Raw genomic sequence first — 14,977 nt, forward strand, 5'->3', positions numbered from 1 at the left:
CGGAAAGCGGGTGTCAGGAGATCTTGGCGGTCATCGTCAGGGTCGACTGGTCGATGTCGCTCGTGCGTACGGTGAACTTCAGCGTCCAGTCCCCCGCCGCCGGCAACGCGATGTCGCCGATCGCGTGGAAGTCGGTGATCCGCAGCAGCGGCACCTCGATCGGCTCGATCCCCTTGGCCGGCAGCGCCGCGGTGGCCGTCCACTCGACCACCGGCAGCGGCTTGTTGTCCGGCGTGTACGCGTACAGGTGCAGCGAGTTGTTGCCCACCGCCGCCGGGAACACGTCCACCTGGAGCGACACGGACTTGTCGGTGATCGTCTGGGAGATCGTGGTCGACGTGGTGGCGCTCTCGGCCGCGCTCGCCGTCCGGGGCGGCGGGATCTGCACCAGCGCCGCGGTCACGCCCAGCACCACCGCGGTGACCGCCAGCTCGGCCAGCACCACCCGGCGCAGCAGCCCGGGCCCGCTCTCCGCGCTGCGGTTGCGCACCAGCCGGCGCGAGAACGCGGCCACCCCGATCACCACCGCCGCCAGCCCGATCTTGGCCAGCACCAGCAGCCCGTACGTGTTGTCGACCAGCCCTCGGAACGAGGCGACCTCGATCAGCGCCTGCACCGAGCCGGCGATGATCAGCGCGGCCACCGCGGTCGCCGCCCAGCGGGACCAGATCGGCAGGATCGCGCCCAGCTCCCGCTCGTCGGCCCGGCGCAGCAGGAAGCCGGCCAGCATGACCAGCCCGCCCAGCCAGACCGCCATCGCGGCCAGGTGGATCGCGTCGACGACCACCGAGACCCCGGCGACCGGGGAGGCCGTCGGGTGCCCGGTCAGCGGCCAGGTGGCGAGCGCCGCCACGCCCAGCACGCCGAGCAGCGCCAGGTCCGCCTTGGACTCGCCGCCGTCGCCGCGCAGCAGCGGCCGGAGCAGGAACGCGGCCGCCACGATCACGCCGAGCCGGACCAGCATGACCGCGCCGAACGTGCTGCCCAGCACGTCGCGCAGGTCGTCCACGGAAATCCCGAACAACCCCGACCCCGTCGTGTACGGCGCCTGCAGCCACAGCGCCAGCACCGTGCTGCCGAGCACCAGGCCGACGCCGGTCCAGACCAGCCGGGACGGCCCGCGCCGGGAGAGCCGGTGCGGCCAGAGCAGGGCGAGCACCAGCACCGGGCCGACGAGGAGCACCAGGCCCGCATACCCGAGGTATTTGCCGACCGGGATCAGGCCGCGGACCAGCGGGTCGACCGACGTCGCAGCGGCGTCCTCGGTGGGCGGGGTGGACGCGGCGCCGACCGAGAAGGTGAGGCTGCCCGCGACCGGGTGGCTGTCCGCCGAGACCACGCGGAAGCTGACCAGGTAGGTGCCGCGGCTGTTGCCGGCGCGCAGCGGGATGACGACCGAGTTGCCGGTGACCTGCGGCTCGCCCTGGTCGGCCCGGCTGCTGTCCGGGGCCAGCACCTGGATCTTGCCCGCGAGGAGCTGGACCGACTCGCTGAAGGTGAGCGTGACCTTGTTGGGCGCGTCCGGGACGATCGTGCCGTTCGCCGGGTCGCTGGCGACCAGCGCGGCGTGCGCGCTGGCCGGCGCGGCGGGCCCGAGCAGCACGCAGAACAACCCGACCAGCAGGCCGGCCGAGGCGGCGAGCACCCGCCGGGCCGCCGGCGCGGTGCGGACGGCGAGGGGTCGGCCACGGTCCTCCGCGGGCCGCGTCGAGGGCCGCCGGGGTCGGTCGGATGCGCCGGGTCGATCAACGGTCATGGAGGCAATGCTCCCCGATGGCTCGGCGGGCCCCGCACCAAGGTCGCGACCGGCGCCGGCGGAGGGGCGGAAACGTGCGGACAGGAGGTTGTCGTCGGCATGGCGACCATAGTTCCCGGGACCTCTGACATTATCTGTTCCGCGTACCATCTCCGGTTGTGACAGCGGCCGACCCTCTCACCGCGCTCGCCCTCGCCGCCCGCGGCGGTGACGCCGCGGCGCAGGCCGCGCTCGTTCGCGGCACCCAGGCCGAGGTGTGGCGGTTCGCCGCCGCGCTGGTCGATCCCGGCGCCGCCGACGACCTCACCCAGGAGACCTACCTGCGGGCCTTCAAGGCGCTGCCCGGTTTCCAGGGCCGCGCCCAGGTGCGCACCTGGCTGCTCGGCATCGCCCGGCGCACCTGCGCCGACCACCTGCGGGCCGTGGTGCGCCGGCGCCGGCTCGACGCCCGGCTGGCCGCGCACGCCTGGACCGACGTGCCGCGGCAGGCCGATCCCGCGCACCGGCTCGGCGCCGCCGACCTGCTGGGCCGCCTCGGTGAGGAGCGCCGCACGGCGTTCGTGCTCACCCAGGTGCTCGGCATGTCCTATGCGGAGGCCGCGGAGATCGAGGAGGTGCCGGTGGGCACCATCCGGTCCCGGGTCGCCCGGGCGCGTGAAGAACTGGTCACCGCGGTCGCCGCGGCCCAGGCAAGCTGATCATTTCAGGACCTTTGGCCCGTCCCCCAGCAAACCCCCAGGCGGTATGACGGAACCTGTCGGCGTAAAGCGTCGACTAAGGGGGCGTGAGCATGGAGACGGGGCAGTCTGCCCGCACGACGACCGGGTGGCTGTGGATCTCCACGGCGGCGCGCCTGGGGCTGGCCGCGGTGTGGCTGGTCGCCGGCGGGCTCAAGGTCGGTGACCTGGCCGAATCGGGCCGCGCGGTGAACGCGTACCAGATCTTCCCGTACGAGGTGGCGAAGGTCATCGGGGCGGCCCAGCCGTTCCTGGAGATCGTGCTCGGCCTGCTGCTGCTGGCCGGGCTCGCGGTGCGGCTCAGCGCCGGCATCTCGGCCGGCCTGCTGGTGATCTTCATCGCCGGCATCGTCTCGGCCTGGGTCCGCGGCCTGCAGATCGACTGCGGCTGTTTCAGCACCGGCGGCCAGCTGAGCGCCGGGCAGAGCCCCCAGTACGGGTGGGACGTCGCCCGCGACGTCGGCTTCCTCCTGCTCGCTGGTTTCCTGCTGTGGCGGCCACGGACCCGCTACGCGATCGACAACGTGCTGATGGGGGAAGAGTGAGCGGCAAGAACAACCGGGACCGGGCGAAGGCCAAGCGCGTCGTCCAGGAGCAACTGGCGAAGGAGCGGCGTCGCCGGGTCACCCTCTGGACCAGCCTCGGAGTGGTCGCCCTGCTGGTCATCGTCGGCCTGTTCGGCTGGGGCATGGCCGCCGGCCAGGAGAGCGACAAGACCGCCAACCTGACCACGCCGAGCGTCGCGGTCGACGAGGGCACGGCGTTCGCGATCGGCACCGGACCGGTGAAGATCGACATATACGAGGACTTCATGTGCCCGGTCTGCGGCGAGTTCGAGACCGCGGTGGGCACCACCGTCGACCAGCTCGTCACCGCGAACAAGGTGACCGTGCAGTACCACCCGATCGCGATCCTGGACCGCGCCTCGTCGACCGAGTACTCGACCCGGTCCGCCGCCGCCGTGGCCGCTGCCGCGCAGGCGGGCAAGTTCACCGAGTACCACAAGGTGCTCTTCGCCAACCAGCCGCCGGAGGGCGGCGCGGGCCTCGACGACGCCAAGCTGATCGAGCTGGGCAGGTCCGTCGGGCTCACCGACGCCGCGTTCGCCGACGCGGTGAAGGACGGCACGTACCGGGCCTGGGCCACCAAGGTCACCGACACGGCCGCCTCGCGCGGGGTCAACAGCACCCCGACCGTGCTGGTCGGCGGCAAGGCGCTGGAGAACAGGACGGCCGCGGGCCTGACCGCGGCGGTGGAGGCGGCCGGCGCGTGAGGCGTACTGCCCTGGTCGTCGCCGTGCTGGCCGGCGCGCTGCTCGTGCCGGCCGGCCCGGCCTCCGCCCACGGCGGCGAGGCGCCGGACGCGACCGCGTACCGGAGCGAGGTGACCGCGCTCAGCCCGGCCGAGCCCGGGTTGAGCGTCCGGACCGTCGAGGCCGGCGCGCGGCTGGAGCTGGTCAACCGGACCGGCCGCACCGTCGAGGTGCTCGGCTACCAGGGCGAGCCCTACCTCGAGGTGCGGCCGGACGGCACCTACGAGAACGTGAACTCGCCGGCCACGTACACGAATCGGACCCTCGACGGTGACACCCCGGTCCCGGCCGGCGCCTCCCCCACCGCGGCCCCGCAATGGCGCCGCGTCTCCACCGGCACCACCGTGCGCTGGCACGACCAGCGCACCCGCTGGCTCGACGCCGGCCTGCCGGCGCAGGCGCGGGCCGATCCCGCACGCAGCCACCGGGTGCGCGACTGGGTCGTCCCGCTGCGCGACGGGGTCCGCCCGATCGAGGTCCGCGGCACCCTCACCTGGGAACCACCACCCCCTGCCTGGCTCTGGTGGCTCGGCGCGCTCGCGCTGGCCGCCGGGCTGACGGCGGCGGCCCGGCGCGGGGTCCGGCTGATCGGGCCCGTCGCGCTGGCCGCGGGCACGATCACCCTGGGGTACGCGGTGACGAGGCTGGCCCTCGGCGTGCCCGGACAGCTCCCGGCGCTGGTGGCGGCGGGGCTGGCGATGGCCGCGGGCGTCTTCGCTCCGGGTGGGCGTACGCCGTTCCTGACGGCCCTGGCCGGCGCGCTGCTGGTGGTCTTCGGCGGCCTCGCCGACGTGGGCGTCTTCGGCCAGGCGATCGTGCTGTTCCCCGGCCCGGCCTGGCTCGCCCGGCTCGCCGTGCTGGTGGCGATCGGCGCCGGCCTGGCGATGACGGTGACGGGCGTGCTGCGGCTGCGGGCCGTCCCGATATCTTCGGAGCATGACTGAGCGCCTCACCGCTGGTGACCCGGCCCCCGAGTTCACCCTGCCCACCGACAACGGCGACACCCTGACGCTGAAGGACCTCCGCGGCCGCAAGGTGATCCTGTACGTCTACCCGGCCGCCATGACCCCCGGCTGCACCAAGCAGGCCTGCGACTTCCGCGACTCGCTCGGCTCGCTGCAGGCGGCCGGCTACGAGGTGGTCGGCATCTCCCCGGACACCCCGGCCAAGCTGGCCAAGTTCCGCGAGCGCGACGCGATCACCTTCCCGCTGGTCAGCGACCGGGACAAGAGCGTGCTGACCGGGTACGGCGCGTTCGGCGAGAAGCAGATGTACGGCAAGACCGTGACCGGGGTGATCCGCTCCACCTTCGTGATCGACGAAAACGGGGCGATCGAGCACGCCTTCTACAACGTCAAGGCCACCGGGCACGTCGCCAAGCTGCGACGGGATCTCGGCATCGACTGACTTTTAGGGCAAAATTCGCGGATGCTGAGGGGCGGTGCCGATTAGAGCGGCACCTGTTGACCACCCCTTCCCGGAGACTGCCGATGCCGCCAGAGGTCATGCCCCGTCGTCGCCGTACCCGCCCCGCCGGCGAGCAGGGCCAGGGCGGAGGCATGCTGCGGAACCTGCGGGTGTCGCAGAAGCTGTTCGCCTCGTTCGGGGTGCTCAGCATGCTGGTGATCGCGGTCGGCCTGACCGGGCTGGCCCAGCTGCGCAGCTCCAACGACCGGCTCGAGGCGATGTACCAGCAGAACGTGCAGGCCATCGCCCGGCTCGGCGAGGTGCGCGCGGACGTCCAGCAGGCCACCTCGCTGTCCGCCAAGCTGATCCTGCGCTCGCCGCTGGCCGACGTCAGCAACGTGCAGATGGCGATCAAGCGGCTCGACAGCGACATCGACACGACCTGGGCGGCGTACATCGCGGACCCGGCCGCCGGCACCGACGCCGACCGCGGCACGTTCACGGCCTCCCTGGCCGAGTACCGCAAGGTCCGCGACCAGCAGTTGGTGCCGGCCGCCATGGCCAACAGCATGAGCACCTACCTGGGCGCGCAGAACAACTACATCGACCCGCTCACCAGCAAGATCACGGTGGCCCTGAACAACCTGGCGCTCATCGAGGACAAGGCCGCCCAGCAGGAGATGGCCGACGCCCGCAGCACCGCCACCATGGCCCGGATCCTGATCCTGTCGCTGATCGCCGGCGCGGTGGCCTTCGCCGTGATCATCGCGGTCGTGGTGAGCCGGGCCATCGCCCGCCCGCTGGGCCAGACGGTCAAGGTCCTCGAGGCGCTCGCCGAGGGCCGGCTGGACCAGCGCCTCGAGGTCCGGGGCCGCGACGAGGTCGGCCGGATGGGCGAGGCGCTCAACACCGCCCTCGACCGGCTCACCTCGGCGATGCGCGACATCGGCACCAACGTCACCACGCTGGCCACGTCGTCGGAGGACCTCACCGGCGTGGCCGGCCGGATGAACGCGTCCGCGGCCCGCTCGGCCAGCCGGGCGCACGCCGTCTCCACCGCCTCCGAGGAGATCAGCGCCAACATCGCCACGGTCTCCGCCGGCGCCGACGAGATCGGCAGCTCGATCACCGAGATCGCCCGCAGCACCTCCAGCGCGGCCGACGTGGCCGGCCAGGCGGTCCGGATCTCCGGCGAGGCCGGCGCGATCCTCCGCAAGCTGGGCGAGTCCTCCGCCGAGATCGTCTCGGTCATCAAAATCATCACGGGCATCGCCGAGCAGACCAACCTGCTGGCCCTGAACGCGACCATCGAGGCGGCCCGCGCCGGCGAGATGGGCAAGGGCTTCGCGGTGGTGGCCGGCGAGGTCAAGGAGCTGGCCCAGGAAACGGCCCGGGCCACCGAGGACATCCGCACCCGGGTCGGCGCCATCCAGACCGACTCGGCCGCGGCGGTCGCCGCGATCGCCGAGATCGGCGCGGTCATCGACCAGATCAACGCGACCCAGACGGCAATCGCAGCCGCGGTCGAGGAACAGACCGCGACCACCAACGAGATGGGCCGCAACGTGGGCGAGGTAGCCGCGGGCTCCACCGAGATCTCCTCGAACGTGGCCGAGGTGGCGGAAGCGGCAGCGGAAACAACAAGCGCGGCGGCGAACACGGCCGCGGCAGCCGACGACCTGGCCAGGGTCGCCCAAGAGCTCCAGCAGAGCCTGGCGATGTTCCGCTACTGATCCCCGAAGGGGGACCGCCATCCCACGGCGGCTGTCATGCGGCTTGATCCGCGAGGCGGCCGCCGTGCCGCGCGCCGGGTGGGGCCACTGATCGTTCTGCGGGACCGTCGGTAACAATGGTTACGGGCGTGGGAACGCCCGAGGGGCCGTAGCCCAATTGGCAGCAGGCACATGGTTTAGGTCCATGACAGTGCGGGTTCGAGTCCCGCCGGCCCCACAAGTGCGTCGCCGCGCGAACCGAACGAGGTCGCGTGGGCTTCGCCTGGTGGCCTGCGGCGGCGGCATCTGCCTTTCGTTTTTTTCGAATATGGGTATGCTGGGGTCATGGCCAGCACACTTCGTGAACGGACCGTCCTGCCTCCCGATGATCCGTCGGACATGGTCCGGCTTGCTCGCGGTTTGGCCCGGGTCACGGCTCCGGCTCAGGCGAGGCTTGTCGGCCCTGACGGCTCGCAGATTGATATCCCTGTCGAGTTGTACGGCGTGCTGCGTGACGTGGTGGTGGCCCTGTCTGAAGGGTTGGCCATCACTATTGCCCCGCACAATACGATGTTGACCACCCAGGAAGCCGCTGACCTGCTCAATGTTTCCCGGCCGACCCTGGTGCGGCTGCTGACCGACGGTGAGATCGCACACACCATGCGCGGCCGGCACCGGCGGGTACTGCTGCGTGACGTCCTCGACTATCGGGAGCGGACCCGCCAGGAGCGTCGGCAGGTACTGGACCAGATGACCGCCGACGCCGAGGAAGACGGGCTGTACGAGGCCACAGCCACGCCGAGCGGGACCAGGTGAGGGCTGGCGTCCGTGGCCTTCCCCGCCTTCCTCGACACCTGCGTCCTCTACCCGGCTTACCTCTGCGACACCCTGCTGCGACTCGCCGAGGCCGAGGCGTACCGTCCGTTGTGGTCCGCTGATGTCCTGGCTGAGCTTCGCCGTAATCTGATCGAGCGGGGTCTCGGTCCCGACCGGGTCGATCGGCGGATCGCGCAGATGAGCCGATCGTTCCCGGATGCTGCCGTGACCGGCTACGAATCGCTCGTCGGCGGAATGACCAACGACCCGAAGGACCGGCACGTACTTGCCGCCGCGATCCGGGCGAATGCAGAGGTCGTGGTCACCTTCAATCTTGCCGACTTTCCTGACCCGGCACTCAAGCCGTTCGACATCAGCGCGATCCATCCGGACGACTTCCTGCTGGACCAACTCGATCTCTATCCCGGTGTGACGGTGGAGGTCCTGCGCCAGCAGGCGGCTTCCTACCGGCGTGAGCCAACTACCGTGCCCGGCGTTCTTGTGCTGCTTGAGCGTGGTGGCGTGCCGCGGTTCGCGGCCGAGGTCCGCCGGCATTTGTGATGCCGTGTCACCGATGCGGCCGGGCGTCATGCCGGGCCTCGCTGACCGCGAAGGCCAGCATCAGCCGCCCGTGACCTGGTCAAATGCTCCGGCAGTGGATCACCGGCGACAGTGATGTGCGGTTCGCGCAGCGACGCGTCCGGCCCACCACGATCTTGCGTGCGAGCCGGCGTCGAGGTGCCCGCATGGCGATCATACTTGTCGTGTGCCTATAGTCATGGGCATGGCCGAGCATCTGATGGGAGCCGGTGAGGTCCGCGACCGGCTGGGACGGCCCAGCCGTCAGCGCGTCTACCAGATCACCACTGGTCCAAGCTTCCCGAAACCCTACGACGAACTGCAGATGGGCAAAGTCTGGCGTATCGAAGACGTCGAGGCCTGGATCGCACGTACGCAGGACGAGCGGGAGAACGGCCGAATGCGTCGGGGTGCGCGGCGCATCAACGAGCCGCGCGAGACTGTTGTCGAGGGTGGGTAGGTCGCGACCTCTGGTCGATCGCCATTTGCCGTCTCCGGGCCAGCGGCAGCGTGAGTATCCCGTCGCCGGCACCTGGGGTCAGCGCGGCCGCCGGCACAACGTATGGCCGTCGGGGCAGAGGTAGTAGTCCACGCCCGGCTCCAGACGCATCCGCGATGCGATGCGGTAGGTGACGGCCGGGCCGCCCGGCGCCAGCACGATGACGTACGGGGCATTGTGGTCCCAGCCACCGTCGTAGCCGGCGAAGACGTCGGTTGCCCCGGCGGCGTAGCCGGATTCGAAGATCGCCTTGTCGGTCGCCGACAGGTTCAACGTGGCCTGCTCGGCGCGGCCCTCACGTACGCCGTCGACATGCCCGGCGTCGTACCCTCGATCGGCCGCCGGCCTCGGCCCGGCGCCCGTCACCCGGCCCGCCCAGAACACGCCCGCACCGACCAGAATCAGAAACACCACTGCCAGCCCGGTCGATATCCGAATTCGCATGCTTCCAGCATGGCCATCGACGGTCAGGTCTGAAGGGTATGGATCCGGAGCCCGACTTCGTATTCCGGCTGCCTCGGCTGGGGCCCTGCCCGGACGGGTGAGTTAATCGCGGCGTAACCAGCCGCGGGGGCCGCGCTGGGTAGGTTGTCGAGATCATCGAGCACATAGATCCCTTCATCGGCACCGCGGCGACCGAGCTGTCTCCGGCGCGCGGTATCGCGGCGACCTGGTGGTGGCCGAAGCCGCAGGTCGGCAACACTCATCCGGGTGCCACGTCGCCGTTGGGCATGGTCTCGGCGTGCGCCTACTCCGGCGCCTACCCGACCGGGTACGGGCGGTATGCCAAGAGCACCGAGGGCGTACCCGAGGAGATGTTCGATCGCCTGCAGGCGTCCGGCTTCACGCATTTTCAGCAGTCCGGCACCGGCGCGATCCGCAAGTACTACAACTACGTGCGCGTCACGCCGATGGTGCAGCCGCTCGACGAGCTCGGGCGGGCGTGGCCGCTGCACGACGAGGTCGCTACGGCTGGGTACTACGCCGCGACCCTTGATACCGGCGTGCGCAGCGAGATCACGGTGGGTGAGAAGGTCGCCGTGCACCGCTACACGTTCCCGGAGCAGCGCAGCGCCCGGGTCGTCATCGACCTCTCCATCGGTGGGCTGGCGATCGACCTCGGCCGCACGGTGCCGCTGCGCGCCCAGGTCGAGAGCCTCGGATCCGGCCGGGCGCAGGGCACGGTTGTCATGGAGGGTGTGCCGCTCTCGGTCTATCTCGAGGTCGACAGCCCGGGCTGGCGGCAGATGCTGTGGTACGACCGGCGGTTGGTCGACGGCGGCACCCGGCTCGACTTCGACAGCATCCGGCAGACCACCCTGCGCCCGTTCGGCATGCTCTTCATGGGGCCGTCCACCGCCGGGCAGCGCGTCGAGGTGCGGCTCGGCTTCTCGCTGCGCGGCTGCGACCAGGCTCGGGAGAACCTCGAAAGAGAGTGCGGGCAGACCCGTCCCGCGTTCGACGTGGTGCACGCCGATACCCGGGAGCGGTGGCGCCTGAGCCTCGGCAAGGTGCAGGTCGACGGTGGCACCCCGGCCCGCCGCACGGTGCTGTCGACCGCGCTCTACCACTCCCTGATCAAGCCGTGCGTCGCGGACGACGAGAGCCCGTTCTGGCCCGCGCCCGGCCCGTACGCGTTCGACATCTGCACGATGTGGGACATCTACAAGACGCAGCTGCCGCTGCTTGCGGTGATCGCCCCGGAACGGCATGCGGCCGTGCTGGAGTCGCTCGTCCGGGTCTGCGAGGAGGAGGGCAACTTCCCGATCGGCTACCGCATGGCGCGCGGCGCGGACCGGTTCTTCCGGCAGGCGAGCGCGCTCGCGCACACCGCGCTCGCCGACGCGTACGCCCTGCGCCCGCAGAGCCTCGACTGGAGCTGGGCCCTGGTGCACATGGTCGACGACCTGCGCCGGATGTACGGGGAGGACTTCTTCGAGCACGGTGTCGTGCACCCGATCACGCACACCCTCGACCTGGCGTACGCCCATCACTGCACCGCGCAGGTCGCGCGCGCCCTCAACGACCATCACCTCGCCGACGACCTGGCCGAACTCAGCCGCGGCTGGATCAACGCGTTTGACCCGGACACCGGCCTGCTGCACGACTCGTCGTTCTACGAGGGCGGCAAGTGGAACTACTCGTTCCGGCTCGTGCACGACATGGCCGCGCGGATCGCCCTGGCCGGCGGAGACAAGGCCTTCATCGACATGCTCGACCAGTTCTTCGGGTACGGCGCCGCGCCCGTCACCCAGCCCGGCGTACGGCCGTCCCAGGCCGAGATGCGGCGGGGTTTCGCCCTGAACAGGTTCGAGGGCCTCAACAACGAGCCGGACATGGAAGCGCCCTGGGCCTACCACTATGCGGGCCGCCCGGACCGCGCCGCTGAGGTGGTGCAGGCCGCGCTGACCTGGCAGTTCGGCACCGGCCGCGGCGGCCTGCCGGGCAACGACGACTCCGGCGGCCTCAGCTCGTGGTACGTGTGGGCGTCGCTCGGCCTGTTCCCGGTCGCCGGGCAGAACCTCTTCCTGATCAACGCTCCGGCCTTCGAGCGTGGCGCGTTGACGGTGGGTGACCGGGAGTTCGTGGTGGAGACAAGCGGGCACCGCGAGACCCCGATAGGCGCCGACGGCATCGAGCACGACCAGCCGACACAATATGTTCAATCGGCGTCCCTTAACGGGAAGCCTCTGCACGCCGGACACTTGAGCGCCGCCGACGTACACCGGGGCGGACGGTTGCACCTGACGCTGGGTCCCGAACCGTCGGCCTGGGCACACAGCGTACGACCCCCCTCTGTGTCAGATCTGCACGCACCCTAGGGATCCCCATGAGACATCGCCCTCGTCGCCTGGTCATCGCGGTCCGGGCTGACCCGGTCATCTGTGGTCATTCCGGTGAGGCCCGCAACCTGGCCGAGGTCGCACTCACCCGCGGCTTCACCGACGTCCGGCTGCTCACCTGGCCGATTTCCGCCCTGGAGGCGGCCGGCCTCCCGCTGAAGCGGCTGGACGGGCTCCTGCCGTACAGCCCGGGCATTACCGTCGAGCGCCCCGAACCGGTCGGTGACTACCGGGTCCCGGACGGGCGCTACGTGGCGGGCCTGACCGGGCGCCTGGTCGAGCTCCTCGCCGAGCCGATCCCGACGGTATGCCTGTCGATGTACCTCGTGCCGCACACCGCCGTGATCCTCGACGCCGTCGGCGCCGTCCGTGCCGCCGGCTTCGCCCCTGACGTGCACACGATCGCCAAGGCAGTCGGCTCCGACGTCACCAACGTCATCAAGTCGTGCCTGCGCGACGGCAGCTTCGGCGCCGCCATCGCCCTGTTCACGACGTTCCTGGCGAACGACGAGGTCACCGCCGTCTCGGAGTACACCCGTGATGAGATCATCGCCTCGGCCGAGGAGGTCGACGCGAAGCACGGCACGCACTTCGCCGAGCAGTGCCGCCGCCGGGTCACCGTCAGCTATCCGCCCATCGACACCAGCGCCTACCTCGACATCGAGGAGTCCGCGGTCGACGCCGCCCTCGCCGCGCGCGGGCTGGCCCGCGACGGCTACATCCTGTTCCTGTCCCGCGTCACCCGGGCCAAGGGAATCTACGACCTGATCATGGCGTACGGCCAGATGCGCTGCCGTTCCGACGTCAAGCTCGTCGTCGCCGGCACCGGCCCCGCCTTGCAGCACGTGCGGGCCATGGCCGCCGAGGACGAGCAGGTCATCTTTCTCAGCGACGTCGACGACACCGAGAAGGGCCTGCTCATGCGCGGCTGCGCGGCCTACGTCCTGCCGACCAAGCCAGAGCCCGAGTTCGTGGAGACATTCGGCATCGCCCTGACCGAAAAGATGCTCGCCGGTGGCGGCCCGATCATCACCACGCTCACCGGCGGCACCGGCGAGGCGGTCGGTGACACCGCCATCATCGTCGAGCCCGGCGACGTGGTAGCCCTCGCCGCCGCCGTCGACACCGCGGTCCTGGAGATGCCGGCCGAGGAGCGGGCGGACCGGGAAAGGCGGGCGCGCGCACACGCGCTGACCTTCGACCGAGCCCGGGTCTTCGACGACCTCTTTCGCCCCGTCCTCTCGAACACGGAACCCGCCTGAATCCGGGCCAGGTTGAGCACGGTCAGATCGTCGGCCAGTTGCCCGAGTGCGCCCGCGGCGCGACCGTCGGCGACGGCACTCCTGGGCGAGCGACAACATGTCTCTTGACTAGTAGTCATGCCGTACGCGAAGCTGTCCTTCGTGCCGATGGTGGCGCGGAAGGAGTAACAAATGACCGACAGCGTGCCGTCTGATGTCGCACAACCGCGGCCGGCGGCAACCCGGGACTTCGACGGTTTGTACAAGGCGCTGCTGGAGGCCCATCCCCGCGACGCGCTACACCTGTTGTGCGGGGCACGACTCGACGGCCGGGCGGTGGTCCTCGACGGGCCGACCGAGCAGCCCCGGCAACGCAGCCGCCAGCGCGACAAGGTGTTCCTGGTCCGGCACGGCAACGGCGTGCCCGCCGACATCTACCACGTCGAGGTCCAGGTCCAGCGCACCGAGGACTTCCAGGAGCGAATGGTGGCCTACTGGGCGGCCCTGGCGCTCAAATACCGCCGCACGGATCACCGCATCCACCAGGTCGTGGTCTGGCCACTGGGCGGCGGCTATCCGGGCCGTTTCCGCCGCGACCAGGCCCGGCTCGACTACCGGTCGGTCAACGTTCCCAACGACCTGGACTCCGGCATGCTCCTGGCCGGCCCGCTGGCGCCGCTCGCGTTATGGTCCCAGAAACCACCGCCCGACCTCGCGGAACGGGTCGCCGACCGGATCGCTGCAACCGGCGCGGTCGAGGAACAGCTGGTCCAGATCGAGCTGGGTATGCTCGTGGGAGGTTCCTTGGCGGCCCAGGTTCTCGAAGCACTGCGAAGGAGAGGCATGAGCGACGTCCTTGAGCAAACGGAGTCGGGCCGCGAGATCGCCCGCCGAAACTTGGAGCAGGGCCTGGAGCAGGGCCTGGAGCGGGGCTTGGAGCAGGGCTTGGAGCAGGGCTTGGAGCGGGGCCGCGTTGACGGGATGCGAGCGCTCCTCCGGGCGAAGTACGGTGACGTCGCCGACCTGGACGACCTCGCCCGGCGACTGGCTGACAGCGACCACGACGGGAACATCAGGCGCATCGTTGCCGGCGCGACTCTGGCGGAGCTGCGTTCCTGAGCAGTGCCGGCTGTGCCGGTCCCCCGCCAGGTCGCCGATCGGATCGCTGCAACCGGCGCGCTCGAGGAACAGCTGGTCCAGATCGAGCTGGGCATGCTCGTGGGAGGTTCCTTGGCAGCCCAGGTTCTCGACGCACTGCGAAGGAGAGGCATGAACGACGTTCTCGAGCAAACGGAGTCGGGCCGCGAGATCGCCCGCCGAAACCGCGAGCAAGGCCTCGAGCAGGGCCTGGAGCAGGGCCTGGAGCAGGGCCGCGTTGACGGGATGCGGGCGCTCCTGCGAGCGAGATTCGGCGACTTCACCGACCTGGACGACCTCGCCCGGCGACTGGCCGATCGTGACCACGACGGGAACATCAGACGCATCGTCGCTGGTGCGACCTTGGCGGAGCTGCGTTCCTGAGCAGTGCCGGCTGTGCCGGTCCCCCGCCAGGTCGCCGATCTCGCGGGCGTGACCCCGCCGGGTCAGCCGGATCGAAACGGCGACCAGGAAGCGGCGAGGTCGCCACCCACCCGTGACGAACCGCAGGATGGCGTTTTCTATCCTGCGCGGATGTCTTCGCTCGGCTCGATACCCCTGGTCGCCGAGGCAGTCGTGGACTGTTATGACGAGCATGAGCAGCTGGGTGGCCTCTTCGTCATGATCCAGGAAGATCTGACCGTACCGTTCGACACCTGTGGCCCTCGGTGTGCCGGTGGTGGTCCGAAAACGTTGATCTGCGTTCGTCGGGGCTCGTGGCGATCTGTCACCGTGGCCGGTTGCGGCAGGCGATCGGGATGCTGGACCTGCCGTTGCGGTACTTCGACGCGCACCTGTACCTGGCGAACTGGGGCACACGGCGGATCATGCTGCGACTGCCCCGAGCATCGCTGGCCCCGGAGACTGCGGCGAGGTTCTGTGTCGGTGATGCGGCCGGTTCCTGGGCGACCCGTACCCACGTGATCCTCGATCTTCAT

The 14,977-nt window shown here is 70.5% G+C and carries 15 protein-coding genes and 1 tRNA gene; 14 read left to right on the forward strand and 2 right to left on the reverse strand.

Annotated elements, in window-relative coordinates; genetic code table 11:
* Positions 1–13: 13 nt before the first annotated feature.
* A complete protein-coding gene (locus tag ACIBQZ_RS09825; RefSeq protein WP_396088125.1) occupies positions 14–1,756 on the reverse strand; it encodes a copper resistance CopC/CopD family protein in 1,743 nt (580 codons plus the stop codon).
* A 158-nt stretch (positions 1,757–1,914) separates the two neighbouring features.
* Between ACIBQZ_RS09825 and ACIBQZ_RS09830 the strand changes: the two genes are divergently transcribed.
* From ACIBQZ_RS09830 to ACIBQZ_RS09875, 10 genes are all read left to right on the forward strand, one after another.
* Positions 1,915–2,454 carry a sigma-70 family RNA polymerase sigma factor gene (locus ACIBQZ_RS09830; RefSeq protein WP_396088127.1) on the forward strand — a complete coding sequence of 180 codons (540 nt, stop codon included), beginning with the start codon at positions 1,915–1,917 and terminating at the stop codon, positions 2,452–2,454.
* A 92-nt stretch (positions 2,455–2,546) separates the two neighbouring features.
* Complete coding sequence (locus ACIBQZ_RS09835; protein ID WP_396088128.1) at positions 2,547–3,038, forward strand: MauE/DoxX family redox-associated membrane protein; 492 nt, start codon at positions 2,547–2,549, stop codon at positions 3,036–3,038.
* Positions 3,035–3,766, forward strand: coding sequence for a DsbA family protein (locus tag ACIBQZ_RS09840; protein ID WP_396088129.1), 732 nt, complete (start codon positions 3,035–3,037; stop codon positions 3,764–3,766). Before ACIBQZ_RS09835 ends, ACIBQZ_RS09840 begins: the two co-directional genes overlap by 4 nt.
* Positions 3,763–4,749: a hypothetical protein gene (locus ACIBQZ_RS09845; RefSeq protein WP_396088130.1), complete on the forward strand. Its 987-nt coding sequence runs from the start codon at positions 3,763–3,765 to the stop codon at positions 4,747–4,749. The genes ACIBQZ_RS09840 and ACIBQZ_RS09845 overlap by 4 nt, the downstream gene beginning before the upstream one ends.
* Positions 4,742–5,212 (forward strand): thioredoxin-dependent thiol peroxidase, encoded by a 471-nt coding sequence (gene bcp / locus ACIBQZ_RS09850; protein WP_396088131.1) that lies wholly within the window; start codon positions 4,742–4,744, stop codon positions 5,210–5,212. Before ACIBQZ_RS09845 ends, bcp begins: the two co-directional genes overlap by 8 nt.
* A 152-nt stretch (positions 5,213–5,364) precedes the next feature.
* Positions 5,365–6,945, forward strand: a complete 1,581-nt coding sequence (locus ACIBQZ_RS09855) for a methyl-accepting chemotaxis protein (RefSeq protein ID WP_396088132.1) — start codon at positions 5,365–5,367, stop codon at positions 6,943–6,945.
* 142 nt (positions 6,946–7,087) lie between these two features.
* Positions 7,088–7,162 (forward strand) — tRNA-Leu (locus tag ACIBQZ_RS09860).
* A gap of 107 nt (positions 7,163–7,269) precedes the next feature.
* The gene (locus ACIBQZ_RS09865) at positions 7,270–7,740 is read left to right on the forward strand and encodes a helix-turn-helix domain-containing protein (protein WP_396088133.1); all 471 of its coding nucleotides are present in this window, start codon (positions 7,270–7,272) and stop codon (positions 7,738–7,740) included.
* A gap of 12 nt (positions 7,741–7,752) precedes the next feature.
* Positions 7,753–8,301: a PIN domain-containing protein gene (locus ACIBQZ_RS09870; protein ID WP_396088134.1), complete on the forward strand. Its 549-nt coding sequence runs from the start codon at positions 7,753–7,755 to the stop codon at positions 8,299–8,301.
* Between the two features lie 223 nt (positions 8,302–8,524).
* Positions 8,525–8,779 carry a DNA-binding protein gene (locus ACIBQZ_RS09875; RefSeq protein ID WP_396088135.1) on the forward strand — a complete coding sequence of 85 codons (255 nt, stop codon included), beginning with the start codon at positions 8,525–8,527 and terminating at the stop codon, positions 8,777–8,779.
* 78 nt (positions 8,780–8,857) lie between these two features.
* Here the strand turns inward: ACIBQZ_RS09875 and ACIBQZ_RS09880 are convergent, their stop codons facing one another.
* The gene (locus ACIBQZ_RS09880) at positions 8,858–9,262 is read right to left on the reverse strand and encodes a hypothetical protein (RefSeq protein ID WP_396088136.1); all 405 of its coding nucleotides are present in this window, start codon (positions 9,260–9,262) and stop codon (positions 8,858–8,860) included.
* A 176-nt stretch (positions 9,263–9,438) separates the two neighbouring features.
* Between ACIBQZ_RS09880 and ACIBQZ_RS09885 the strand changes: the two genes are divergently transcribed.
* The 4 genes from ACIBQZ_RS09885 to ACIBQZ_RS09900 all read left to right on the forward strand — a co-directional run bounded on the left by ACIBQZ_RS09885 (position 9,439) and on the right by ACIBQZ_RS09900 (position 14,423).
* Positions 9,439–11,640 (forward strand): GH92 family glycosyl hydrolase, encoded by a 2,202-nt coding sequence (locus tag ACIBQZ_RS09885; RefSeq protein ID WP_396088392.1) that lies wholly within the window; start codon positions 9,439–9,441, stop codon positions 11,638–11,640.
* 8 nt (positions 11,641–11,648) lie between these two features.
* A complete protein-coding gene (locus tag ACIBQZ_RS09890; protein ID WP_396088137.1) occupies positions 11,649–12,923 on the forward strand; it encodes a glycosyltransferase in 1,275 nt (424 codons plus the stop codon).
* 171 nt (positions 12,924–13,094) lie between these two features.
* A complete protein-coding gene (locus ACIBQZ_RS09895) occupies positions 13,095–14,021 on the forward strand; it encodes a hypothetical protein (protein ID WP_396088138.1) in 927 nt (308 codons plus the stop codon).
* Between the two features lie 150 nt (positions 14,022–14,171).
* On the forward strand, positions 14,172–14,423 hold the full coding sequence (locus tag ACIBQZ_RS09900) for a hypothetical protein (RefSeq protein WP_396088139.1): 252 nt from the start codon (positions 14,172–14,174) through the stop codon (positions 14,421–14,423).
* Positions 14,424–14,977 lie beyond the last annotated feature (554 nt).

This window comes from Actinoplanes sp. NPDC049599 (assembly GCF_044465625.1).
In the GTDB taxonomy this organism is placed as follows: Bacteria; Actinomycetota; Actinomycetes; order Mycobacteriales; family Micromonosporaceae; genus Actinoplanes.